Source organism: uncultured Oceanicoccus sp. (assembly GCF_963968385.1).
GTDB lineage: Bacteria > Pseudomonadota > Gammaproteobacteria > Pseudomonadales > Dasaniaceae > Oceanicoccus.
The window spans coordinates 25,436-47,886 of record NZ_CAXAHB010000002.1 but is presented as its reverse complement, the minus strand read 5'-3'; the positions used below and the strand labels follow the sequence as shown (position 1 = coordinate 47,886).

General features: G+C 46.8%; 25 protein-coding genes. 10 read left to right on the top strand and 15 right to left on the bottom strand.

The features are described from left to right. Positions 1-25 precede the first annotated feature (25 nt). Positions 26-388 (top strand): Sec-independent protein translocase protein TatB, encoded by a 363-nt coding sequence (gene tatB / locus AACP44_RS00540; protein ID WP_339337934.1) that lies wholly within the window; start codon positions 26-28, stop codon positions 386-388. Continuing rightward, the gene (gene tatC / locus AACP44_RS00535; protein ID WP_339337932.1) at positions 385-1,146 is read left to right on the top strand and encodes a twin-arginine translocase subunit TatC; all 762 of its coding nucleotides are present in this window, start codon (positions 385-387) and stop codon (positions 1,144-1,146) included. The genes tatB and tatC overlap by 4 nt, the downstream gene beginning before the upstream one ends. 48 nt (positions 1,147-1,194) lie before the next feature. Here the strand turns inward: tatC and AACP44_RS00530 are convergent, their stop codons facing one another. Continuing rightward, positions 1,195-2,580: a PhoH family protein gene (locus tag AACP44_RS00530; RefSeq protein WP_339337930.1), complete on the bottom strand. Its 1,386-nt coding sequence runs from the start codon at positions 2,578-2,580 to the stop codon at positions 1,195-1,197. A gap of 437 nt (positions 2,581-3,017) precedes the next feature. On the opposite strand from AACP44_RS00530, the gene AACP44_RS00525 reads away from it, so the two are divergent. Next, entirely contained in the window at positions 3,018-4,991 is a 1,974-nt protein-coding gene (locus AACP44_RS00525; protein ID WP_339337928.1) for a VacB/RNase II family 3'-5' exoribonuclease, read from the top strand. 78 nt (positions 4,992-5,069) lie between these two features. Here AACP44_RS00525 and AACP44_RS00520 read toward each other — a convergent pair whose 3' ends face one another. The 9 genes from AACP44_RS00520 to ftsY form a co-directional block, all read right to left on the bottom strand. Beyond that, positions 5,070-5,399: a hypothetical protein gene (locus tag AACP44_RS00520; protein WP_339337926.1), complete on the bottom strand. Its 330-nt coding sequence runs from the start codon at positions 5,397-5,399 to the stop codon at positions 5,070-5,072. Between the two features lie 155 nt (positions 5,400-5,554). After that, a complete protein-coding gene (locus AACP44_RS00515; RefSeq protein ID WP_339337924.1) occupies positions 5,555-6,784 on the bottom strand; it encodes a nucleoside recognition domain-containing protein in 1,230 nt (409 codons plus the stop codon). Positions 6,785-6,824: 40 nt separating this feature from the next. Next, complete coding sequence (asnS, locus tag AACP44_RS00510; protein WP_339337922.1) at positions 6,825-8,222, bottom strand: asparagine--tRNA ligase; 1,398 nt, start codon at positions 8,220-8,222, stop codon at positions 6,825-6,827. A gap of 44 nt (positions 8,223-8,266) precedes the next feature. Beyond that, complete coding sequence (trmB, locus tag AACP44_RS00505; protein ID WP_339337920.1) at positions 8,267-8,986, bottom strand: tRNA (guanosine(46)-N7)-methyltransferase TrmB; 720 nt, start codon at positions 8,984-8,986, stop codon at positions 8,267-8,269. A gap of 23 nt (positions 8,987-9,009) precedes the next feature. Continuing rightward, positions 9,010-9,390, bottom strand: coding sequence for a DUF423 domain-containing protein (locus AACP44_RS00500; protein ID WP_339337918.1), 381 nt, complete (start codon positions 9,388-9,390; stop codon positions 9,010-9,012). Positions 9,391-9,491: 101 nt separating this feature from the next. Beyond that, complete coding sequence (rpoH, locus tag AACP44_RS00495) at positions 9,492-10,340, bottom strand: RNA polymerase sigma factor RpoH (protein WP_339337917.1); 849 nt, start codon at positions 10,338-10,340, stop codon at positions 9,492-9,494. 155 nt (positions 10,341-10,495) lie between these two features. Continuing rightward, a complete protein-coding gene (gene ftsX, locus AACP44_RS00490; protein WP_339337915.1) occupies positions 10,496-11,488 on the bottom strand; it encodes a permease-like cell division protein FtsX in 993 nt (330 codons plus the stop codon). Beyond that, the gene (gene ftsE, locus AACP44_RS00485) at positions 11,485-12,156 is read right to left on the bottom strand and encodes a cell division ATP-binding protein FtsE (protein ID WP_339337913.1); all 672 of its coding nucleotides are present in this window, start codon (positions 12,154-12,156) and stop codon (positions 11,485-11,487) included. Before ftsE ends, ftsX begins: the two co-directional genes overlap by 4 nt. A gap of 34 nt (positions 12,157-12,190) precedes the next feature. Further along, positions 12,191-13,261 (bottom strand): signal recognition particle-docking protein FtsY, encoded by a 1,071-nt coding sequence (ftsY, locus tag AACP44_RS00480; RefSeq protein ID WP_339337911.1) that lies wholly within the window; start codon positions 13,259-13,261, stop codon positions 12,191-12,193. Positions 13,262-13,373: 112 nt separating this feature from the next. On the opposite strand from ftsY, the gene rsmD reads away from it, so the two are divergent. Genes rsmD through AACP44_RS00465 form a run of 3 tightly spaced genes read left to right on the top strand, consistent with a single transcriptional unit; the run spans position 13,374 to position 14,749 of the window. After that, entirely contained in the window at positions 13,374-13,973 is a 600-nt protein-coding gene (rsmD, locus tag AACP44_RS00475) for a 16S rRNA (guanine(966)-N(2))-methyltransferase RsmD (protein WP_339337909.1), read from the top strand. A gap of 35 nt (positions 13,974-14,008) precedes the next feature. Then, complete coding sequence (gene coaD, locus AACP44_RS00470) at positions 14,009-14,488, top strand: pantetheine-phosphate adenylyltransferase (RefSeq protein ID WP_339337907.1); 480 nt, start codon at positions 14,009-14,011, stop codon at positions 14,486-14,488. A 9-nt stretch (positions 14,489-14,497) separates the two neighbouring features. After that, the gene (locus AACP44_RS00465) at positions 14,498-14,749 is read left to right on the top strand and encodes a YfhL family 4Fe-4S dicluster ferredoxin (protein WP_339337905.1); all 252 of its coding nucleotides are present in this window, start codon (positions 14,498-14,500) and stop codon (positions 14,747-14,749) included. Here the strand turns inward: AACP44_RS00465 and mutM are convergent. From mutM to radC, 4 genes are all read right to left on the bottom strand, one after another. Beyond that, the gene (mutM, locus tag AACP44_RS00460) at positions 14,746-15,561 is read right to left on the bottom strand and encodes a bifunctional DNA-formamidopyrimidine glycosylase/DNA-(apurinic or apyrimidinic site) lyase (protein ID WP_339337903.1); all 816 of its coding nucleotides are present in this window, start codon (positions 15,559-15,561) and stop codon (positions 14,746-14,748) included. The two genes, AACP44_RS00465 and mutM, sit on opposite strands and share 4 nt — an antisense overlap. Positions 15,562-15,643: 82 nt before the next feature. Beyond that, positions 15,644-15,811 carry a 50S ribosomal protein L33 gene (rpmG, locus tag AACP44_RS00455; protein WP_339337901.1) on the bottom strand — a complete coding sequence of 56 codons (168 nt, stop codon included), beginning with the start codon at positions 15,809-15,811 and terminating at the stop codon, positions 15,644-15,646. 10 nt (positions 15,812-15,821) lie between these two features. Further along, positions 15,822-16,058, bottom strand: a complete 237-nt coding sequence (gene rpmB / locus AACP44_RS00450; protein ID WP_339337899.1) for a 50S ribosomal protein L28 — start codon at positions 16,056-16,058, stop codon at positions 15,822-15,824. Between the two features lie 192 nt (positions 16,059-16,250). Continuing rightward, the gene (gene radC / locus AACP44_RS00445; RefSeq protein WP_339337897.1) at positions 16,251-16,925 is read right to left on the bottom strand and encodes a DNA repair protein RadC; all 675 of its coding nucleotides are present in this window, start codon (positions 16,923-16,925) and stop codon (positions 16,251-16,253) included. A gap of 105 nt (positions 16,926-17,030) precedes the next feature. Here radC and coaBC point away from each other — a divergent pair, with 105 nt between their 5' ends. The 4 genes from coaBC to slmA all read left to right on the top strand — a co-directional run bounded on the left by coaBC (position 17,031) and on the right by slmA (position 21,575). Continuing rightward, positions 17,031-18,239, top strand: a complete 1,209-nt coding sequence (coaBC, locus tag AACP44_RS00440) for a bifunctional phosphopantothenoylcysteine decarboxylase/phosphopantothenate--cysteine ligase CoaBC (RefSeq protein ID WP_339337895.1) — start codon at positions 17,031-17,033, stop codon at positions 18,237-18,239. Between the two features lie 67 nt (positions 18,240-18,306). Beyond that, positions 18,307-19,722, top strand: coding sequence for a phosphomannomutase/phosphoglucomutase (locus AACP44_RS00435; protein WP_339337893.1), 1,416 nt, complete (start codon positions 18,307-18,309; stop codon positions 19,720-19,722). Between the two features lie 31 nt (positions 19,723-19,753). Continuing rightward, the gene (gene argB / locus AACP44_RS00430) at positions 19,754-20,656 is read left to right on the top strand and encodes an acetylglutamate kinase (RefSeq protein WP_339337891.1); all 903 of its coding nucleotides are present in this window, start codon (positions 19,754-19,756) and stop codon (positions 20,654-20,656) included. A 280-nt stretch (positions 20,657-20,936) separates the two neighbouring features. Next, positions 20,937-21,575 carry a nucleoid occlusion factor SlmA gene (slmA, locus tag AACP44_RS00425; RefSeq protein ID WP_339337889.1) on the top strand — a complete coding sequence of 213 codons (639 nt, stop codon included), beginning with the start codon at positions 20,937-20,939 and terminating at the stop codon, positions 21,573-21,575. Between the two features lie 44 nt (positions 21,576-21,619). Here the strand turns inward: slmA and pyrE are convergent, their stop codons facing one another. After that, complete coding sequence (pyrE, locus tag AACP44_RS00420; protein ID WP_339337887.1) at positions 21,620-22,261, bottom strand: orotate phosphoribosyltransferase; 642 nt, start codon at positions 22,259-22,261, stop codon at positions 21,620-21,622. Between the last annotated feature and the right edge of the window lie 190 nt (positions 22,262-22,451).

The window sequence follows — 22,451 nt, the reverse complement described above, 5'->3', positions numbered from 1 at the left end:
CACCTCGCAAAATAGTTATTAATCTATGTTTGATATTGGTTTTCTAGAACTATTACTTATCGCTGTTCTTTCCCTATTTATTATGGGGCCGGAACGTCTGCCGGGCGCGGTGCGCACTATCACCTTGTTTTTTTCGCGTATGCGCCGCAGCTTTGATCAAATAAAATCAGATATCGAGCGAGAAGTTGGCATTGATGAAATCAAGCAGCAAGTTCATAACGAAGCCATTATGAACAACCTCGCCAAAACCAAAAACCAGCAGCAAGACAACTGCCAGAACCAAGCTGATAAATTAAAACCGGCCGCTGATAAACTGCAATATGACATAGAAGACATTATCAATTCAGCCGCTGATAAAAAACCATCCGACAGCAGTCATCAGTCATGAGTGAACCCCGACAACAGCAAGCCGACGATCAGGCGCAGCCGCTTGTCAGTCATCTTATGGAGTTACGCAACAGACTACTGCGCTGTGTGCTTGCCATTGTTGTGGTGTTCTTGGGATTATTCTACTTCGCCAACGATATTTATTATTTTGTCTCAGAGCCTCTGCGCACTCTGTTGCCAGAAGGCACCAGTATGATTGCCACCGAAGTGGCGTCGCCCTTTTTAACACCGTTTAAATTAACGCTGGTAACGTCTATCGTTGTCGCCATGCCGATAATTCTTTATCAACTGTGGGGTTTTATTGCACCGGGCTTGTATCAATCAGAACGACAGTTTGCCATTCCCCTGCTGCTTTCAACTATTGTGCTGTTCTATGCCGGCCTAGCCTTTGCCTATTATGTGGTATTCCCACTGGTGTTTGGTTTTTTTAGCGGTGTAGGCCCAGAAGGGATTAGCTATACGCCGGATATTGCTCGCTTTCTTGATATTACATTAAAACTTTTTTTTGCTTTTGGTATCGCCTTTGAAATTCCTATTGCCACGCTGTTATTAATTTGGGCAGGCATTACCACCCCGCAAGCACTGGCAGAAAAACGGCCATATATTGTGGTAGGGTGTTTTATTGTCGGCATGTTGTTAACGCCACCGGATATTATTTCTCAGGCGTTGCTCGCCATTCCAATGTGGGCTTTATTCGAGATTGGCGTATTCTTTGGACGTTTTATTGGCAGTAAACAGTTTGCTGCAAGCAAAAGTTAGCGATCGACAATAGCCCTTCAGAATTCGCTTGGCCAGAGTGACAAAGCTCTATAAATTATCCTCAGCAAACGCTGCCAGTCGTGATCGCTCAATACCACTGATATGCATAATCCCTGCATGCTCAAAACCTTTACTCTTCTCCACTAAATATGTCAGCCCCGATGTCACCGGCGTAATATATTTATTATCGATCTGCGCCAAATTGCCCAGCACGACAATCTTTGAGTTCACACCCACCCGCGTAATAATCGACTTCAACTGAAATTGCGTTAAACCCTGACACTCATCAATAATAATATAGGCATTATTAAACGAGCGGCCGCGCATAAAATTGAGCGATTTAAACTGAATATTCGCGCGTTCCTTAATATACTCAATACTGCCATAGGGCGATTCATCATTGCCGTGCAATACCTCAAGATTATCTTCAAAGGCCGCCAACCAGGGCGCCATTTTTTCTTCTTCGGTACCGGGTAAAAAACCGATATCTTCAGCAATGGGCGGTGTATTTCTAGCGACAATTAATTTGTCATATCGCTGCTGTTCCATAATGGCATGAAGACCATAGGCCAGAGCAATCAAGGTTTTACCCGAGCCGGCTGGACCTGTTAATGCCGTCATATCAATGTCTTCACATTGCACCAGAAAAAACGCCATCGCCTGTTCGATATTGCGCGGCGTCAAACCCCATAATTGCTGCGCCATCAAATGATCACGACTTAACTGTTGAATATGAATAGATTGACTATTCACCTCCCTCACCAAACCGACAAAATTGCCTTCATCACAAACAAACATCTGCGGATAGGCGTCCGGCAAAATCGAACGCTCAATCATATGTATGGTCGCCTTGCCCTTCTGTACCGACTTTACCTTTTCCACTCGATCCCAAAAATCGCCTGTCACAGTTTCGTAACCTTTGGACATCAATTCAATATCATCAATCACTTGGTCTTTGCGATAGTCTTCCACATGCACCAAGCCGGAGCCCTTGGCCTTCAATCGCATATTGATATCTTTGGTCACCAGACAAATATATTGATCGGCATGGCGCGTTTGCAGATGCAGAGCAACATTGATAATACGATTATCATTGGCTTGGCGCAGCGAGCCATCTAAGTAGGGGGCCTCATTATCATGACTGATTAACTGATCAGGGAAAATGGCCAAACAGCCGGTTGAACTGCCATCTTTGGCATCCACGATATCCACGCCCTCTTGAATCGCCTTAGGAGTGGCATCGCTTAATACCGCATCAATCGCATTAATCGCTATCCTAGCCTCGCGGCTGACATCCTTATCTTTTCTGTCTTTGATGGTGTCCAGCTCCTCCAATACCGTCATCGGTATCACTATCTTATGCTCCTTAAAGGCATATAGCGCCATGGGATCATGCAATAGCACATTGGTATCAAGGACAAATATTTTTTCCATCAACAAAGCTCCAGGTTTTGTTATTTAAAAGAGCGGCATAGCAGGCGAAAACCCATCGATATGAGGGTCGAACGGTAAGCCGATAAACAAGCTGCGAGAAGTCGTGACCCGAATGAGTCAAAAGAGTGCATCGTGTTGTGAATTGCCGGTGGCAGCGCCTCACAAGCACCATGCTAAATTGCGGTAATCGCAAAGAAAGCAATAGCAGAATCCATAGCTCGGTGCATAAAAGTTGATTATCAAAAGATGGCCAAACATTGTCAAGCCTGTTGATAGTAAAGCCTGCATGAACACTTCATTTATTTGTCAGACCGAATATCCATTTCAACTGACATTTGCTCTAATTTCAGCTAGTCTATGCCTCCCAACCAAGAGGCGATGTTATTAGCGCAGTCATCGTTCTTACTATTTTAGACAGAGTCGTGGTACACATTAGCATGTTAGACAATGACGCCCTTTCTCAGCTTAAACAGCTGAAAAAAAATATTGAAGACAGCAAAGAATACGCTGTTGGCATTGTAAAGGGGACACAAAGAAAATTTGGCTTTGTGGTTTTAGATGATGGCCGGGAAATTTTTATCAATCCGGATCAAATGCAAAAGGTATTCCCAGGTGATAAAGTCAAAATCCTGATTACTACCCAACAAGACAACCAAGCCAGCAAAGCAAAAATCTACGGCTCTCTAATAAAACTGATTGACTCTCCACTCAAAGCATTTACCGGCCGTTATATTGTCAAAGGCAAAGGGCATTTTGTTGAGCCTGACCTGCCTAATCTAAGTCGCTGGATTTTTATTCCACCGCAATCGCGCAAAGATGCCAAGCCTAATGATTTTATTCGCTGCGAAATTAAACGTCACCCCTACTCCGATGCCAAGCCACAGGCAAAGATTACTGAGGTGATTGGTGCTGCAGATCATGCCGGCATTGAAAGTGACTATGTTATTAGTAAATTTCAACTTGAACCTGCTTGGCCTAAAAACTGGGAAACATCTTTGCTAGAAATCAATACCGATGCTCGCGAAGATTTAACCGCACTGCCCTTTATTACCATTGATGCCGCCAGCACCATGGATATGGATGATGCTGTATTTGTGCAAACGACCGAACAGGGTTGGCAGTTACAGGTGGCTATTGCTGATCCGAGCGCCTTAATTGCGGTAGATTCTGAACTCGACAGACTGGCACGACAACGTGCGACGTCTACTTATATGCCGGGCCGAGCTGTATCCATGTTACCGGAACAGCTGGCTAACAAACTGTGCTCATTAACGCCGAACACCACCAGACCCGCTCTGGTGTGCCAACTAGAGGTCGATAAGCAAGGCGAGATCACTAGCTATCATATGATCGAGGCAATGGTTAGTTCAAAAGCCAAGTTAAGTTATCATGATGTTGCCGCTCTTTTAGATCAAAATGGCAGCGAAGAAGATCTTATCGACGGTAATAAACACAAGACGACTTTACTAACGCTACAAGCTTTATCTGATACATTATTAAATCATCGAAAACAGCACAATCTGGTCATTCCTAACCGACAGGAATACCGATTAGTACTTAATTCACAGCGTAAAATCGACCATATAGAACCGACCCAAAAAACTAGCGCCCATCAAGTGATTGAGGAGTGTATGGTGGCTGCTAATCGTTGTGCTGCGGATATGCTTGGTGATCAGGGTCTTTTTATTAGCCACCCCGGATTTCGCAGTGAACGTTTGGCAGATGTTAAAAAATTGGCTGAAGAACAACTATCATTATCTGATATTGATTTTTCTACGCCGCAAGGCTACCAGCAATTAATAAAAAGTATTGATGATGAGCAACTGCAATTTCCATTGCGTGCTGTCTTGAGCCGATTACTGGAACGTAGCCGCTTAAGCGACCAAGCTTTACCGCATCATGGTATGGGCCTGGAAAAATATACGACGTTTACATCACCTATCAGAAAATATAGCGATCTAACCGTACACCGTTTACTAAAAAGTAAAATCAGATCATCAAAAACAACTATAGTAAAAGCAGAAGACTTGGCGATTATTCAACAGGGGCAAGATAACTCCCGTCAGGCTCGCTATCAAATGGAGCAATGGCTGAAATGCCAATTTATGCAGCCCTTAATTGGTAAAACCTTTATCGGTACGGTTTCGCAAATTAACAGTAATGGCTTTGCGGTTAGGCTGAACGAACATTTAATTGAAGGCTTTGTTGAAACGCGTTTATTAGCTGACAAGTACAGCTTTGATCCTATGCGTTTACGATTAACCAGCAAGTCACAAACGATTGAGCTCAGTCAGACGATTGAAGTAATGGTTAAAGCCGTGGATGACAACGCACGTAGTATTCGCTATACACTACCCGCCGTCATTGAAGATAAAGGTGAAAAGCAAACTGAGACTGAAGTTGCCAGCTAATCGTTCTGTTTGTCAGCCGTAGCTAGCATTGAAAGTGGCTTTGATAGATGAGCCTTTGGCAGATCGCTAATAAAAAACTTAGCCTTGAAGTGGGTAGCCGTTGCCTGAACGGTTAGCGGCGATAACCCCCTGCTGTTGATCAAAACTGCGTTTGACCTGACCGACGGTAGAGATCATCTCATCAACACCCATAGCACGCAGAAATTCACTAATCTCACGCCGCGATGCCTCATAGAGCGAAGCCTCAACCTGCCCTAATATCTCAACAACCTGAGACTCGGTCTCGTACAATACTGAGTCAGCATCAAAAATCAGCTTGGTAAAAACGTCCACAATGGACATTTCATCAATCACTCCGACTTCTTTTTTGGCCAACGCCATAGCAACCACCTCTATTCGGCAAGTCATTTCATAAGTTCTGACCCTACCTTGCCACAGCTTGAGTATGGATCACTATTGGAAAAATGCACAAAAATTGGTCTTAATAGGTCACATATAAGGTGATTTAGCCCCTTTTTTGATCAAAAAAGCCATAAACAGGGCCAAATTGGTCGGTTTTGGCGTTAAACATAAAACCAATAGGCGATAAAAATAGCGGAGACAATACCGGCAAGGTCGGCCGTTAAACCGCAGGCCAGTGCATGGCGTCCATGGCGAATACCGACACTGCCGAAATAGACTGCCAAGACATAGAAGGTGGTTTCGGTGGAGCCTTGAATAGTGGCTGACAACAAACCCTGGAAGGAATCTACGCCATGCGTGTTCATGGTTTCAACCATCATCGCTCTGGCACCAGAGCCACTGAGCGGCTTCATCATAGCGGTTGGTAAGGCATCGACAAAGCGCGTATCCCAACCAGCCATCGTCACAATATCCCTGACTGCATCAATAGCAATATCCAATGCGCCGCTGGCTCGAAAAATACCAATGGCTACCAACATCGCCAATAAAAAAGGAATAATATCAATCGCAACCTGAAAGCCGTTTTTGGCGCCATCAATAAACGTGTCATAGACATTAACTTTTTTATAATGCGCCACTAACAAGAACAACATAATGATACTAAAAATCATTAGGTTGCTCACTACGCTGGAGCTGTGCTGAAGTTGCTCGGCACTCAATGTGGCAAAATATGCCACTAGTGCAAATAACGACCCCATCATTAACGCCAGATAACCCAACACGACTGTGTCCCATAATTTTATTTTTTGCACCCACGCCGTAACTAATAAACCGGCCAAGGTTGAACAACTGGTAGCCAGCAAGATAGGAATAAAAACAGATGCCGGATCAGCCGCACCCAGCTGTGCCCGATAAAGTAATACTGTTATAGGAAATAAAGTCACCGACGAGGTATTTAATACCAGAAACAAAATTTGTGCATTACTAGCGGTATCCGGCTTTGGGTTAAGTGATTGCAAATCCTGCATGGCCTTTAAACCCAAAGGTGTTGCCGCATTATCAAGCCCCAGCGCATTGGCCGAAAGATTTAACGTCATCGAACCAATAGCGGGATGCCCCTTTGGCACTTCAGGCATTAGCCTAGTAAACAGCGGAGACAATACCCGTGCTAACTTTGTCATTAATCCGCTAGCCTCACCCAGAGCGGCAATACCCAACCATAAACTCAGCACGCCAATTAGGCCGATAGATAACTCAACCGACAGTGACGCCATATCGAAGGTAGATTTTATAATGCGTTGAAAAACGTCAGCATCGCCAATACCCAGCCACTGATAAAACGCGGAAATAAATCCTATGATAAAAAAACTTAGCCAAATTCTATGCAGCATAATGATTATCTTTCACTGATAGCGCTAATTCCGCTGGTTTTTAAAAAGGCGCACTGCCCGGCGTTCTTGGGAATGGAATGGCATCACGAATATTGTCCATACCAGTAACATAGCTAATTAAACGCTCAAAACCCAAACCAAAACCGGCATGGGGCACGGTGCCGTAACGACGAAGGTCCTTATACCACCATAATTCATCGCCCACGCCCTGCTCTGCCATCCGATCCGTTAAAATATCCAAGCGTTCTTCGCGCTGACTGCCGCCAATAATTTCACCAATACCCGGCGCCAGCACGTCCATAGCGGCAACGGTTTTTTCATCATCGTTCATTCGCATATAGAAGGCTTTAATATCTTTGGGATAGTTCATCACAATCACTGGCGCGCCGACATGCTCTTCACATAAGAACCGCTCGTGTTCTGACTGCAAATCCACCCCCCAATTGACTGGATATTCAAATGCCTTTTTAGTTTTTTCCAGAATTTTAATCGCTTCGCTATAGTCCATGCGGACAAAGTTTTTACTGGCGACGGTTTGCAGTCTCTCCAAACAGGTTTTATCGACAAATTGGTTAAAGAATGCCAAATCATCTTCGCATTGATCTAAAACCGTTTTAAATAAATAGCTTAAAAAATCTTCGGCCAAATCGGCATCATCCTGCAAATCGGCAAAGGCAATTTCCGGTTCCACCATCCAAAACTCAGCCAAATGGCGACTGGTATTGGAATTTTCTGCCCGAAACGTGGGGCCAAAGGTATAGACCTTGGATAACGCCAAGCAATAGGACTCAACATTTAATTGCCCAGAAACCGTTAGAAACGATTCTTCGCCAAAAAAATCCTGAGAGAAATCAATCGCCTGATTTTCAGTACGGGGAAGGTTGCTTAGGTCCAGCGTGCTAACGCGAAATAATTCACCAGCACCCTCGCAATCACTGGCGGTAATAAGCGGTGTATTAATCCACTGAAACTGTCGATCGAAAAAATAATTATGGATAGCATTGGCCAATACGGTACGTACACGACTAATGGCGCCAAAGGTATTGGTTCTTGGACGCAAATGAGCAACGGTTCGTAGATATTCAAAGCTATGACGCTTTTTGGCGACAGGATAAGATTCTGGGTCATCGACCCAGCCGATCACGTCAACTGATTGCGCTTGAATTTCAAAAGCCTGACCTTTGCCCTGCGAAGCGACTAATTCACCCGTGACTTTTACCGAGCAACCAGCACCCGCCTGTAAAATATCGGTTTGATAATTATCTAATTCTGCGGGGATAACGGCTTGAATAGCATCAAAGCAGCTGCCGTCATGGACGGCCATAAAAGAAATACCAGCTTTAGAGTCCCTGCGACTGCGCACCCAGCCTTGCACACTAACGATATTACCGGTAGCTATTGAACCGGAAAGTAACTGTTTGATGGTCGATACTGCCATTAATAAAATCCTTGCACGGGTAATTAACAGGAAATATCGACAGTTTACGCAGTTTTTTCAAACAGTAAATCCCAAACACCATGGCCTAAACGCTGACCGCGCTGTTCAAATTTTGTAATGGGTCGATAGGCAGGACGATCGGCAAAGTCAGACCCTTGTGCCTGATTACTAAAGCCGTCGGCTGCGACCATCACCTCCATCATATGCTCCGCATAAGGCTGCCAATCCGTTGCCAGGTGAAGTACGCCCCCCGCCTTTAATTTACTACGTAAAGCCTGCACAAAAGGCGGCTGAATAAGGCGACGCTTATGATGTTTTTTCTTATGCCAAGGATCGGGGAAAAAGATTTGAATACGATCCAGACTATTATCGGCAATACATTGATTGAGCACTTCAACGGCGTCATCACAATAAACCCTGATATTGTCAACGCCATGCTCTTCCATGCCGTGCAATAATTTACCGACACCCGGCAGATGAACTTCTATACCAATAAAATCTTGCTCCGGTGCAGCTTTGGCCATTTCAACTAATGATGCGCCCATACCAAAACCGATTTCCAAAACCACTGGGGACTGACGGCCAAACACTTCAGCATAATCAATCATGCCATCGGCCATTAACAAGCCCTTGCTAGACCAATGCGAATCATAGGCTTTTTGCTGCCCTGGGGTCATACGGCCAGTGCGCAATACAAAGCTACGAATACTGCGACGTTTTTTTTCGTTGTCTGGGGCGCGTTCTACCGTGTCTTGATCTGACATATTTGCTTACTTACCTACTAAGGCTATTCGCCAATATGGTTATAAATTGCTATGGCCATAGTAAGCCAACCACCGATAAACGCCATACCGCCTATTGGCGTTATAGCACCCAACCATTTAATACCAGTTAATGCCATCACATATAAGCTGCCGGAAAAAATCACCATACCGGCAACCAATAACCAACCGCTAAATTTTAATAGTGTCAGTTGAGGAAATTGCAGCATTAAAATACCGACTAACAATAAAGCTAGGGCATGATAAAAATGATACTGAACGCCGGTTTGAAAAATAGCCATTAGATCTGTCGTGATGCGACCTTTTAAACCATGAGCGCCAAAAGCTCCGATCATAACAGCCAATAAACCACTGATTGCTGCAATGATTAATAATGTTTTTGCCATTAATGTTCTCTACTGTCGATGGTGGATTGGAATTGACTTTACCCGTACTTATAAAAAAACCGCCTGCAGGCGGTTTTTTGGGGCGACGCTAGCTTAAACGTTTAAGCTTCCATAGTGGCCCTGACTTTTTTCATGGCATTTTTTTCCAGCTGACGAATGCGTTCAGCCGAAACACCGTATTTACTCGCCATTTCATGCAGGGTGGGTTTGCTCTCGCTTAACCAACGCGCTTGCAGAATATCACGACTGCGATCATCCAGTTGTTCCAAGGCGATTTGTAGGTGTTGGTTGCTGTTACTTTCCCAATCGGCATCTTCTAATAAGATCGCGGGGTTGGCGGAATTGTCTTCCAAATAATGTGCAGGAGCGACTACACCATCATCTTCATCGTCGGCACCGGCATCAAACCCCAAGTCCGAAGCGGTTAGACGGCTCTCCATACGTCTGACTTCTTTAACATCAACGCCCAAATCATCGGCTACCGCATGGGCTTCAGTATTGTTTAACCAAGCCAGTTTCTTTTTGGCACCGCGCAGGTTAAAAAATAATTTACGCTGAGCTTTGGTCGTAGCCACTTTAACAATGCGCCAGTTGCGCAGAATATATTCATGCATTTCGGCTTTCACCCAATGCACAGCGAAGGACACCAAGCGCACACCTTTTTCCGGATTAAAGCGCTTAACGGCTTTCATTAAACCGACATTACCTTCCTGAATTAAATCCGCTAGCGGCAAGCCGTAACCTTTGTAAGATTTGGCGATATGCACCACAAAACGCAGATGAGACATAACCAGCTCACGGGCGGCTTCAAGGTTTTCGTGGTAATACAATTCTTCCCCTAACTCACGCTCGCGTTCAGCGGTCAGGATCGGGAAGTTATTGACAGTCTGCATATAGGCGCCGAGATTACTCCCAGGTACTAGATTCACAGTCTGTAGCGCGGTACTCATAGTGTCCTCCAAAAGATGGGCGGCAATTTTAACACTCTTTTATTACGAGCGCTATTAGCTAAAGGGTTCACAATTAACCACCCTATGCGTGTTTATAACGCCCTTAAACACCCCAATAGGGCAATAATTTGAGCTAATTCAGGCAGAAGGGATGATTATCGCGGCTCTATCGAGCTCAAATGCCTGCTCACAGCCAACCAAGCGCCGGCCAGACCTAGCAGCCCGGAAGATAGCCACAGCAGCAGGGTTTGGCCAAGATTTAGCCCCTGAAGCGCGAATTGACTCTGATAGAGGCCCGAAAGTTCGGCAACAGGCCCGCTCAGCCAGAATAAGCTGATTGTGACCAATAACCACGACACAATGCCGCCCCCAAGACCATACCAAAGGCCGGTATACAAGAAGGGGCGCCTGACAAAGGGATTGGTAGCTCCGACCAGTTTGACAATCACAATCTCATCGCGGCGGCTCTCAATGGCCAGTCTAATGGTATTGCCAATCACCAATAGCACCCCCAAGGCCAGTAAGGCTGCAAGCGCCAACGTCATACGCTTACCCAGTTCCATCATATGGTAGAGCCGCTGCACCCACTCCAAATCGATAATGGCCTGTTCGATCTGGGGCAGCGCCTTCAGCTCGTTATAGAGCGTTTCGGTGGCTGCCGCAGAAACCCCCTGCTCAAGCGGTCTAACCACGATAACCGCGGGTAATGGATTCTGATCAAGGTGCGCCAATACATCACCATAGCCCGACAAGACTTGAAATTCTTCCAGCGCCTGGCTGCGCGAAATGTAGCTAACTTCGGCGATATCATGTCTAAGTTTCAGCTTTTTGGCTAATTTTCGGCCATCCTTTTCAGGGACAACTTTATTGACATACAGTGAAATCTGCGCCGCACCGTCCCAGCCGCGACTAACGGACTCGACATTGTCCAACGCGACAAATAAGCCCGAAGGAAGAGCCAGTGCAATACCGATAACCAACCAAGTCATCATGCTGGCAATCGGGGTACTTATAAGGCGCATAAAACTATCACGGGCCACTTGTCGATGATGAGCCAAATAGCTAGTTATTTTATCGCCGATACTGGTTCGGCTTTGGCTGGCACCTTGGCTGTCGCGACGGCCGATGTTTTTGCTCCGAGAATTCACGACATACCGCCTTGCACTGCCACCAATTCACCTTGGCGCAAGGTCATCATTCGGTGAGGCAAGCGTGCTATCAGATTTAAATCGTGACTGGCAATCAGCACCGTCACGCCCACCTGATTGAACTGTTCAAATAAATGCATGATCTCGGCGGACAATTCCGGATCAAGATTACCGGTTGGCTCATCCGCCAGTAGAATCTTGGGTTTATTCACCACGGCCCGGGCGATACCGACACGCTGCTGCTCACCACCGGACAAGCTGACCGGCATTTGTTTTTCTTTGCTGAGCAAACCCACTTTATCCAGCGCGGCGCGAACTCTGCGCCCGATTTCTCTGGGTTGGTAGCCAGCAATCACTAAAGGCAGCGCGATATTATCGAAGACGGTGCGATCAAATAATAATTGGTGATTTTGAAACACCACGCCAATATTGCGACGCAGTGCAGGAATTTTTCTTGCCGGTAGGCCGCGCAGGTTTTGCCCATCAATCAACACCTGACCCTGTGTTGGTCGCTCCATCACCATCATTAACTTGAGCAAGGTACTTTTGCCGGCGCCACTATGGCCGGTTAAAAAAACCATTTCATTGGGCTCAATATGAAAGCTCACTGATTTCAGCGCTTCATGGCCATCGGGGTAACGCTTGCTGACTTGGTCGAACTGTATCATTCAGGGTTCGCAACAATTAATAAATTAGGATTTTTTATTGCTCGTGGCCAAATAAAGCTTGAACAAATTCTTCAGCAGTAAAAGGTCTAAGATCATCAACCTGTTCACCAACGCCGATAAAGCGTATCGGCAGACCGAGCTGTTTACTGATGGCAAAAATAATGCCGCCTTTGGCGGTGCCATCGAGTTTAGTCAGGGTTAAACCGCTAACACCTACCGCGTCCTGAAAATGCTTAGCCTGAGACAAGGCATTTTGTCCTGTACCAGCATCCAATACCAGCATCACTTCATGCGGCGCGGTATCATCCAGTTTACGCATTACCCGCAGGACTTTTTTTAGCTCTTCCATCAGGTTGTCTTTATTGTGAAGACGACCAGCGGTATCAGCAATCAACACATCGACATGACGCGATTGCGCCGCCTGCACTGCATCGAAAATAACCGAGGCACTATCCGCGCCAGTATGCTGGGCAATAACAGGGACATCGTTACGCTCACCCCAAATCTGCAATTGTTCAACCGCCGCGGCACGGAAAGTATCGCCGGCGGCCAACATAACGCTTTTCCCCTCTGCCTGAAAACGTTTGCTTAATTTGCCGATGGTGGTGGTTTTACCCACGCCGTTTACACCCACCATTAAAATCACATAAGGTTTTTTTGCACTGTCGATGGTTAAAGGTTTAGCCGCAGGCTTTAATAAACTTACCAGTTCTTTTTGTAATGATTGATAAAGTGCATCCGAATCAGATAGCTCTTTACGGGAAACTTGCCGAGCAAGATTTTCCGTAATAGCGGTAGTGGCTTCGATGCCGACATCCGCCACCAGCAGCTGGGTTTCCAGCTCTTCCAGCAACTCATCATCAATGGTCTTTTTACCCAGAAATAAGGAACCCATACCACTGGAAAAACTACTACCGGTTCGCTTAAGCCCTTTTTTAAGACGTGAAAAATATCCGCTTGACGCATCGGCCTCTTGCTCGGCGGGAGCTTCAGGTGCCGGAAAATCAGTTGGAATTGTTTCGGGCTTATCGCTGCCTGCATCTGTGCCCGCATTGATATCAGCATCGGCATCGCTACCGGATTTAAAACGATCAAAAAACTTCATGGACTTTATAATTACTCATCACTCTTTTAATAACAGTGCTATCCTACCACCCTTGCTGCCTGAAATAGAGCCTCAATTTATTAAACTCCACCGCTAAACCGACAGGAAAGGAATGAGCAAAGCCAAGCCTAAACGATCAAGCCATTTTGCCTCTAATCAATTACGGATTATAGGCGGCCAGTGGCGCGGCCGAAAACTTAGCTTCCCTTCTGTTGATGGCCTGCGTCCAACCACTGACCGTGTGCGTGAAACGCTATTTAACTGGCTGATGGCGGACATCCATGGCGCCCAATGTCTCGACCTTTTTGCCGGTAGCGGTGCACTGGGGCTTGAAGCGTTATCACGCGGTGCCGGCCTTGTTGATCTGATTGATAATGCCCGCCCTGCTGTCAGTCAGTTACAGCAAAACCTGCAACAGCTTGACGCCAATCATGGGCAGGTTTTTCATGCCAATGCCGCCGAGTGGTTGCAGCACAATACCGATAAGCGCTATGACATTATTTTCCTTGACCCTCCGTTTGGCCAGCATTTAGCCCAAACCTGCGTTCAGTTGATTAATCAACAAGCCATGCTAAAGCCCGGCGGTTGGCTTTATTTGGAAATGGGTAAGCAAGAACCCTTGCCGGCGCTGCCCCCCAACTGGCAATTGCATCGGGAAAAATTCGCCGGTCAGGTCTGCTACCGCTTATATAAATTGCCCAGACAGGTATAATCGCATCACCTTTGGCCATTAATTGAGAGTGCTCCATGACGACCGTGATTTATCCTGGCACCTTTAACCCGGTTACCAACGGCCATGTCGATTTGGTGGAAAGAGCCGCCAAGCTGTTTGACAAGGTGATACTGGGGATTGCTTATAGCGAGAAAAAACAACCACTGTTTACGCTGGAGCAACGGATTGAGCTGTGCCAGCAAGCCCTCGCGCACCTGAATAATATTGAGATCTGTGGCTTTAGTGAGCTATTAGTTGATTTCGCCGCTAGTAAAGGCAGCACTACAGTGCTTCGCGGTGTACGCTCGATGAAAGACTTTGAATATGAAATGCAAATGGCCGATATGAACCGCGCTATGCAAGCTGGCTTTGAGACAATCTTTCTATCACCTTCCCCAGGTCTGGCCTGTATCTCCTCGTCACTGGTGCGCGAAATAGCGGCTATGAACGGCGACGTCTCCGAGTTTGTCCCTGCGGTGGTTAACACTGCCCTTAACGATCGCTTTAAAACCTAAGATACCGCAATGGCCCTGCTGATCACCGACGAATGTATTAATTGCGATGTCTGCGAACCGGTGTGTCCTAATGAAGCGATTTTCCAAGGCAACGAAATCTACGAAATTGAACCGGCACGCTGCACCGAGTGCGTTGGTCATTTTGATGAGCCGCAGTGCGTATCGGTCTGCCCGGTGGATTGTATCCCTCTAGACCCAGATAATTTGGAAACACGGGATGAGTTACAGATTAAGTATAAAAACTTGATCGCAACCGGCTAGCGCTGACAGCGGCGACAATAAACTGTACTGCGTTGCCCCAAGCGAATTTCAGTTAGCTCACCCTTGCAAACCACACAGAATTCGTCACCCCGACCATAGACTTTAAGTTGCTGCTTAAAATAGCCTGGCTTGCCATCACCTCCAACAAAATCGCGCAAAGTGGTACCGCCCTGCTTTATGGCATTGGCTAAAACCGCTTTGATTTCATCTGCCAATACCAGATAGCGCTGCCGAGAAATGTTACCAGCGGCACGATCAGGCCGAATTCCGGCGGCAAATAAGGCTTCATTGGCATAGATATTTCCCACTCCGACGACATTTTTATTATCCATAATAAATGTCTTCACCGCCGATTTTCGGCCACGGGATAGCTGGTACAATCGCTCGCCATCAAATTGGTCTGATAAGGGCTCAGGCCCCAGAGCTGCCAACAATTTATGTGTCTCTTGTTTTGCACCCTGCCACAACCAGCAACCAAAGCGACGGGGATCGGTAAATCGAAGCGCCCGACCACTATCCAGCACCATATCAATATGATCATGAGCCATAGGTGGCTCATCAGCCTCGATAATACGCAAACTGCCTGACATGCCCAGATGCAAAATGGCACTGCCATTGGAAAAATTAAGCAAAATATATTTTGCTCGCCGTTCAACGGATTCAATCATCCGGCCCTTGATTAAGCGGGGCAGATTATCGGGCACCGGCCAGCGCAAACTGGGCTGACGCACCACCAGCTGTTTGACAGTACGCCCCTGAATATGTGGCTCTATACCGCGACAGGTGGTTTCTACTTCGGGTAATTCAGGCATGCGGTTTTCTCTCTTCGTTGCCGCCAAACGGCGGACACAAAAAAGCCCGAGCGAAGTCGGGCTTTTTACAATCAACCATCAATTATTTGATTTTTGATTCTTTGTATTCAACATGCTTACGAACGACAGGATCATATTTCTTAAATACCATCTTGTCTGGCGTGTTACGTTTGTTCTTATCGGTGGTGTAATAGTGACCGGTACCGGCAGAAGAAACTAATTTGATTTTATCGCGTGCGCTTTTAGCCATGATCTACTCCTTATACCTTCTCGCCACGAGAACGACAGTCAGCCAAAACCGCGTCGATACCCTTTTTATCAATGATACGCATACCTTTGGTCGATACACGCAGAGAAACAAAACGATTCTCGCTTTCTACCCAAAAACGATGACGATGTAAGTTAGGCAAAAAACGACGACGTGTGCGGTTTTTTGCGTGGGATACATTATTTCCCGTTACTGGACGCTTGCCGGTAACCTGACATACTCTGGACATGATTTGTCCCTTCCAAGACTAATTAATAAAAAACGGTTTCGGGGGCTAAATTCCATCATCGCATCTAAACAGCATGACGGCGGTATTCAGTTAAAATCTCTAGCTGAAACACCTGCCCGAACGGAGCGCGACTTTATACCAGAACCCCTATATGATCGCAACTTAAACTTGTAAAAAGCCGAAAAAGTGGCGTCAAAGAAGCCCCCTTTCAGCAAAAGACACCAGTTCACCATCCCCGATCACAAAATGATCCAAAACCCGAATATCAACCAAATTCAAAGCAGCCACCAAAGTGTTGGTGATGCGCCTATCTGCCTGACTGGGCTCAGCCACACCACTAGGGTGATTGTGTGCCAATATCACTGCGGCCGCATGATGATGCAAACAACGTCTGACCACCTCTCTGGGATAAACGCTGGCAGCATCAATCGTGCCGTAAAACAGCGTTTCAAAAACAATAGGCCGGTGCTGGCTGTCCATAAACAGGCAGCAAAACTGCTCTTGCGGCTTGTCTCTCAGGCAACTGGACAAATACTGGCGCGTTAAGCAGGGGCTAGTTAACGCATCATCCCGCACTAATTGCTCATGCATATGTCGCCGAGACATTTCCAGCACCGCCTGCAACTGGGTATATTTGGCTTCACCCAAGCCACAACCGGTACAAAATTCAGCCAAGCTCGCATTTAGCAAGCCCCTGAGGCCGCCGTACTGCTTGATTAATAGCCGAGCTAAATCTACTGCGGTGAGCCCCGGTGTTCCGGTGCGGAGGAAAATAGCCAATAACTCAGCGTCGGATAAAGCGCCGGGGCCTTGTTTAATCAGTTTTTCGCGCGGGCGTTCGGCAGCCGGCCAATCGGTAATTGCCATAATATCGTCCTTGATGATCCATGTTAGCGGTAAACTCCCTATCCTAGAGAGAGCACATATCTTACAATCTCCCTCCTAATTTGCCGAGAGCGCACTAATAAAAGTATGCAGCAACTTAATAACAAACAGATTTTGCTAGGCGTCACCGGAGGGATTGCCGCCTATAAAGCGGCCGAACTCGTCCGTCGTCTACAGGACTACGGCGCCACTGTCAGAGTGGTGATGACCAGAGCAGCTCAGGAATTTATTACCCCGCTGACCCTGCAAGCACTCTCTGGCAATCCGGTTCACTGTGATTTACTGGATACTGAGGCCGAGGCGGCGATGGGCCATATTGAATTAGCTCGCTGGGCTGATCTGGTGTTAGTAGCGCCGGCCAGTGCTGATTTTATGGCCAGATTGGCCAATGGCCGGGCCGATGATTTGTTAACTACGGTCTGCCTAGCCACTGATGCAACGATTGCTATCGCTCCAGCGATGAACCAAGCCATGTGGCGTGATGCGGCCACACAGGCCAACCTCAAAACACTGATCAGCAAATCTGTCGCTATCTTTGGTCCCGGCGATGGCTCGCAAGCCTGTGGCGACATTGGCCCCGGGCGTATGCTGGAAGCTGCAATATTGGCCGAAATGACAGCCGATCAGTTTCAGTCCAATAAGCTGGATGGTGTTAAGGTCGTGATCACTGCTGGCCCTACCCGCGAAGCCATCGACCCGGTGCGCTATATCAGCAATCATAGCTCTGGCAAGATGGGCTTTGCCTTGGCTCAAGCCGCGGTTGAAGCCGGAGCATCGGTCACACTGATCGCTGGACCTGTCTGCCTGACTAGCCCAGACAGAGTGAAACGCATTGATGTCGATAGCGCCGAACAAATGTATCAGGCAACGATGGATAATCTGGCCAATTGCGATATTTTTATCGGTGCTGCTGCAGTGGCGGATTATCGCCCCGCCGAAAGCGCTGACCAAAAAATTAAAAAATCTGCCGAGACTCTCTCGATTGAATTAATTCGCAACCCCGATATTATCGCCGCAGTAGCCAGCCACCAGCAGCGGCCCTTTACCGTTGGTTTTGCCGCCGAAACCCAGAACCTGATTGGTTACGCCCAGAGCAAGCTGGAAAAGAAAAAGCTGGATTTGATGATTGCCAATGACGTCGCCAATACCGAGATTGGTTTTAACAGCGACAACAATGCCGTGACGGTGATCTGGAACGGCGGGGAAAAAACTTTGCCAATGACGTCCAAGCAACAATTAAGTCGTTGTTTGCTATCAGAAATTGCCCAGCGATACCGAGAAAACGAGGCAACTTAAGCCGCCCGATCGAAGCTTGGGACGCTAGGGTTAAAATTAAAAAAATAAAAACCGTTTAGCGAACATCATGCCGCAAAATAAACTGCCCGGTGATCATGTGAAAATCCCAAAAACCCTGCCAGAAAATATCTTCCGCGCCTATGATATCAGGGGTCTGGCGGATACTGAGCTTAACGATAACGTGGTTTATGCCATTGGCTTAGCCATTGGTAGCGCCGCGCTTGACCAGGGCCAGCACCGTATCGTGGTCGCCGCCGATGGCCGCCTCAGCTCGCCCAGAATACGAGAGACTCTAGTCAAAGGTCTAACCGCCAGTGGCTGTGATGTGATGGATATTGGCACCCAACCCACCCCGCTAATGTACTTTGCGACTCACCAGCTCGACACTCAAAGCGGCGTTATGATTACCGGTAGCCACAATCCTCGGGAATATAATGGCATCAAAATTGTTATTGCCGGCAAGGCTTTATCTGGCGCTGAGATTGTATCGCTCAAAGACCGGATTTTGAGCCAAACGTTGGCCAGTGGTAATGGCCAGTATCAGACGCTCGATATTGAACGCCGATATATTAATTATATTGTCAATGACATCTCGATTGCTCAGCCATTAAAAATTGTGCTGGATGCTGGCAACGGTGTTGCCGGTGCGATTGCGCCCCGCCTGTTTACAGAGCTTGGCTGCGAGGTTGTTGCGCTTTATTGTGAAGTTGACGGCAATTTCCCCAATCATCATCCGGACCCAACGATTGAAGCTAACCTGACCGATTTAAAACATGGTGTGCAACAGCATCAGGCCGATCTGGGCATTGCTTTTGACGGCGATGGCGACCGCTTGGGTGTCGTCACCGCCTCGGGCAAATCAATAGCCGCTGACCAGTTACTGATGCTATTGGCAAAGGATATTGTTTCACGTCATCCCGATGCTGGTGTTTTATTCGATGTGAAATGCACCCGCCATCTCAGCACCCTGATTAGTCACTACGGCGGCCGTCCCATTATGTGGAAAACCGGTCACTCCTTGATGAAACAAAAAATGGCCGAAACCGGCGCCCTGCTTGGCGGCGAGTTCAGCGGTCATATTTTCTTTAAAGAGCGTTGGTTTGGTTTTGATGATGGCCTCTATGCCGCGGCACGGTTGATTGAATTACTGGACGCTAGCAACAAAGATCTCGATCAACAATTGGCCGCTTTACCGCAAAGTCTTGCCTCACCAGAATTGAAAGTAGCAACCACCGAGTCGAAAAAATTTGCGATTATTGAGCAATTGATTAACCGTTGCCCATTCGATGAGAGTAAAATCTCGACTCTAGATGGCCTGCGGGTAGATTTTGCAGATGGCTGGGGTCTGGTCAGGGCCTCTAATACCACCCCCATGCTGATTCTGCGTTTTGAAGCTGACACCGAAGCCGCTATGATACGAATTCAGTCACAATTTAAACAACAGCTAGCAGGCATTGATAACAGCCTGCAATTTGGTTTTTAATACCATTTCACGATCACATTAAGGAATCCACATGTCCCTAAGCCGCGATGCTGCTGGCAATGTCGCTAATGTACTTACTGAAGCGCTGCCTTATATACAACGTTTCACCAATAAAACCATTGTGGTGAAATTTGGCGGCAATGCCATGACTGACGACAAACTGAAAGAAATGTTTGCCCGCGACATTGTGCTGATGAAACTGGTCGGCATGAACCCCATTGTGGTGCATGGCGGCGGCCCTCAAATCGGCAGTTTACTCGAACAACTTAATATCGAATCACGCTTTGTCGATGGCATGCGTGTCACCGATAGCCAGACCATGGATGTAGTAGAAATGGTGCTAGGCGGCAGCGTCAATAAAGAAATTGTTAATTTGCTCAATCAAAACGGTGGCAAAGCCGTGGGCATTACCGGCAAGGACGGTGATTTAATTCGCGCCAGAAAAATGAATACCGCCCAATTAACGCCGGATATGACCGCCTCTGAAATTATTGATATTGGCCATGTTGGTGAAGTTGAGGCTATTGATACCAGCGTATTGAATATGCTGATCAATAGTCATTTTATTCCGGTTATTGCCCCGATTGGCGTAGGTAGTGATGGCAGCTCCTACAACATCAATGCGGATCTGGTCGCCGGCAAAATTGCCGAGGTTATGCAGGCAGAAAAACTGATACTGCTCACCAATGTGGCAGGCCTTTTGAACAAACAGGGCGAAGTGTTAACTGGCATGAGTACACAACAAGTAGATGATTTAATCGCCGACGGCACTATCCATGGTGGCATGCTGCCAAAAATACGCTGTGCTCAAGATGCCGTTAAAGAGGGAGTGACTAGCTCACACATTATTGACGGTCGTGTTCCCCATGCCGTTTTATTAGAAATATTCACCGATGAAGGGGTGGGTACACTCATCACTAATTGCAGTTTGTAAAGGCAAGTAGCCGTTGAAAAAGCGTCTAAAAAAATCTCAGAATATCCGCTTCTTTTGTTGATTCTTATTGCAGCCTTTGCCGGTAATCGATAGGATTAACCATCATTATAAAAAAACACTGGGATTTGAGTAGTTAATGGTACAGCCATCACCCAGTACTTGATCAGTCAGTAGTTGATCAGCAGTTGATGCCCGACCCTTAACGGCAGCCAAGTATAATTATTACCAACAGTCATAACTGGTATCGTTAGAGCGACTAGCTTGCAAACTAAAAATTATCATGACTAAAAAGATGTCTCGCCGACAACAAATTCTTCAAGCCCTGGCCCATATGTTGGAAGTCAGTCCGGGCGAGCGCATAACAACCGCTCGTCTGGCTAAAGAAGTTGGCGTTTCAGAAGCAGCGCTTTATCGACATTTTCCCAGCAAGTCGAAAATGTTTGAAGGTCTGATCCAATTTATTGAAGAAACCCTATTCACCCGAGTGAGTATGATTCTCAAAGAAGAAGATCAAGCCACCGCTCGCTGTGAAAAGATTCTGACTCTGCTGTTGACCTTTACCGAGCGCAACCCCGGCATTACCCGTATTCTTACCGGCGATGCATTGGCAGGAGAAACCGAGCGCCTAAGGGCCAGAGTGGCACAGCTTTTTGACCGCTACGAAACTCAGCTCAAGCAAACCCTGCGTGAAGCGGAACTTCAGGAAGGTATTCGCCCCACGATGCCAGTAGCGATTGCAGCCAATTTACTGCTAGCCACCGTAGAGGGGCGTATTTGCCAGTTTGTTCGCAGCGAGTTTAAACGCAAACCTACCGAGAATTGGCAGGATCAATGGCCGGTGATTATGAATGGATTCTTTAAGCAGACCGCCGGCAGTCAGTCCGCGCCTTTAGCCCAGACCGGCACCAAGAACGTCTAAATTCGCCTGTCTCGCAACAACTCTAGCTAAATAATTTAAAAACGTTATACCCCATACCGCTCGCGATAAGCCTCAATTTTGGCAACATTGTTGGCTTGGTCAGGCTGATGACGTAAATAATCGATGATCAGACCCAGATCAACAATATTGATCACAGGAATATCATAATCTTTTTCAACCTCTTGAATCGCCGAGAATTCTCCCTGACCTCGCTCTTGACGGTTTAGGCCAATCACCACACCGGCAGGCTCAGCACCGTTGTCGGCGATCACTGACATCACTTCACGCACGGCCGTACCGGCGGTAATAACATCATCAATGATCAAAACTTTACCCTGCAGGGGATCACCAACGATGGTGCCGCCCTCGCCATGCGTTTTGGCTTCTTTACGGTTATAAGCAAAGGGAACATCGCGATCAAAATGTTCCGACAAAGCAGTAGCCGTAGCCGCCGCCAATGGTATGCCCTTGTAGGCCGGCCCAAACAGCACATCGAATTCAACATTTGATTCAATAATCGCATTGGCATAGCAACGCGCTAGCAGCGCCAGTGCAGCGCCGTTAGAAAATAATCCCGCATTAAAGAAATAAGGACTAATACGACCCGACTTTAAAGTAAACTCGCCAAATTTTAAGGCATTTTTAGCTATTGCCAATTCAATAAATTGTTGCTGATAAGAATGCATGCAGGATCTCTAAATGGGTTCATCAATGGTTATTTTTCATTATAAGTAATGTTTAAAAACAAAAATTTGCTAGCTTTACGGGCAAGGAGTTTTTAAACTTATATCTTAGCAGTCATGCTGCTTATAGGAATGATAGCAAAACCGTTGCTTGGCATCATACCCCCCAACGGTTAAGGGATAACACCTACTC

Coding starts and splice junctions, on each gene's coding strand:
- rsmD (WP_339337909.1), top strand. CDS start 13,374: ATGAGCAAAGCCAAGCCTAAACGATCAAGCCATTTTGCCTCTAATCAA.
- AACP44_RS00500 (WP_339337918.1), bottom strand. CDS start 9,390: ATGGCAAAAACATTATTAATCATTGCAGCAATCAGTGGTTTATTGGCT.
- slmA (WP_339337889.1), top strand. CDS start 20,937: ATGACTAAAAAGATGTCTCGCCGACAACAAATTCTTCAAGCCCTGGCC.
- AACP44_RS00525 (WP_339337928.1), top strand. CDS start 3,018: ATGTTAGACAATGACGCCCTTTCTCAGCTTAAACAGCTGAAAAAAAAT.
- ftsY (WP_339337911.1), bottom strand. CDS start 13,261: ATGAAGTTTTTTGATCGTTTTAAATCCGGTAGCGATGCCGATGCTGAT.
- asnS (WP_339337922.1), bottom strand. CDS start 8,222: ATGGCAGTATCGACCATCAAACAGTTACTTTCCGGTTCAATAGCTACC.
- pyrE (WP_339337887.1), bottom strand. CDS start 22,261: ATGCATTCTTATCAGCAACAATTTATTGAATTGGCAATAGCTAAAAAT.
- AACP44_RS00435 (WP_339337893.1), top strand. CDS start 18,307: ATGCCGCAAAATAAACTGCCCGGTGATCATGTGAAAATCCCAAAAACC.
- tatC (WP_339337932.1), top strand. CDS start 385: ATGAGTGAACCCCGACAACAGCAAGCCGACGATCAGGCGCAGCCGCTT.
- radC (WP_339337897.1), bottom strand. CDS start 16,925: ATGGCAATTACCGATTGGCCGGCTGCCGAACGCCCGCGCGAAAAACTG.
- coaD (WP_339337907.1), top strand. CDS start 14,009: ATGACGACCGTGATTTATCCTGGCACCTTTAACCCGGTTACCAACGGC.
- rpmB (WP_339337899.1), bottom strand. CDS start 16,058: ATGTCCAGAGTATGTCAGGTTACCGGCAAGCGTCCAGTAACGGGAAAT.
- argB (WP_339337891.1), top strand. CDS start 19,754: ATGTCCCTAAGCCGCGATGCTGCTGGCAATGTCGCTAATGTACTTACT.
- trmB (WP_339337920.1), bottom strand. CDS start 8,986: ATGTCAGATCAAGACACGGTAGAACGCGCCCCAGACAACGAAAAAAAA.
- mutM (WP_339337903.1), bottom strand. CDS start 15,561: ATGCCTGAATTACCCGAAGTAGAAACCACCTGTCGCGGTATAGAGCCA.
- ftsE (WP_339337913.1), bottom strand. CDS start 12,156: ATGATACAGTTCGACCAAGTCAGCAAGCGTTACCCCGATGGCCATGAA.
- AACP44_RS00465 (WP_339337905.1), top strand. CDS start 14,498: ATGGCCCTGCTGATCACCGACGAATGTATTAATTGCGATGTCTGCGAA.
- rpmG (WP_339337901.1), bottom strand. CDS start 15,811: ATGGCTAAAAGCGCACGCGATAAAATCAAATTAGTTTCTTCTGCCGGT.
- AACP44_RS00530 (WP_339337930.1), bottom strand. CDS start 2,580: ATGGAAAAAATATTTGTCCTTGATACCAATGTGCTATTGCATGATCCC.
- AACP44_RS00520 (WP_339337926.1), bottom strand. CDS start 5,399: ATGACTTGCCGAATAGAGGTGGTTGCTATGGCGTTGGCCAAAAAAGAA.
- rpoH (WP_339337917.1), bottom strand. CDS start 10,340: ATGAGTACCGCGCTACAGACTGTGAATCTAGTACCTGGGAGTAATCTC.
- coaBC (WP_339337895.1), top strand. CDS start 17,031: ATGCAGCAACTTAATAACAAACAGATTTTGCTAGGCGTCACCGGAGGG.
- tatB (WP_339337934.1), top strand. CDS start 26: ATGTTTGATATTGGTTTTCTAGAACTATTACTTATCGCTGTTCTTTCC.
- AACP44_RS00515 (WP_339337924.1), bottom strand. CDS start 6,784: ATGCTGCATAGAATTTGGCTAAGTTTTTTTATCATAGGATTTATTTCC.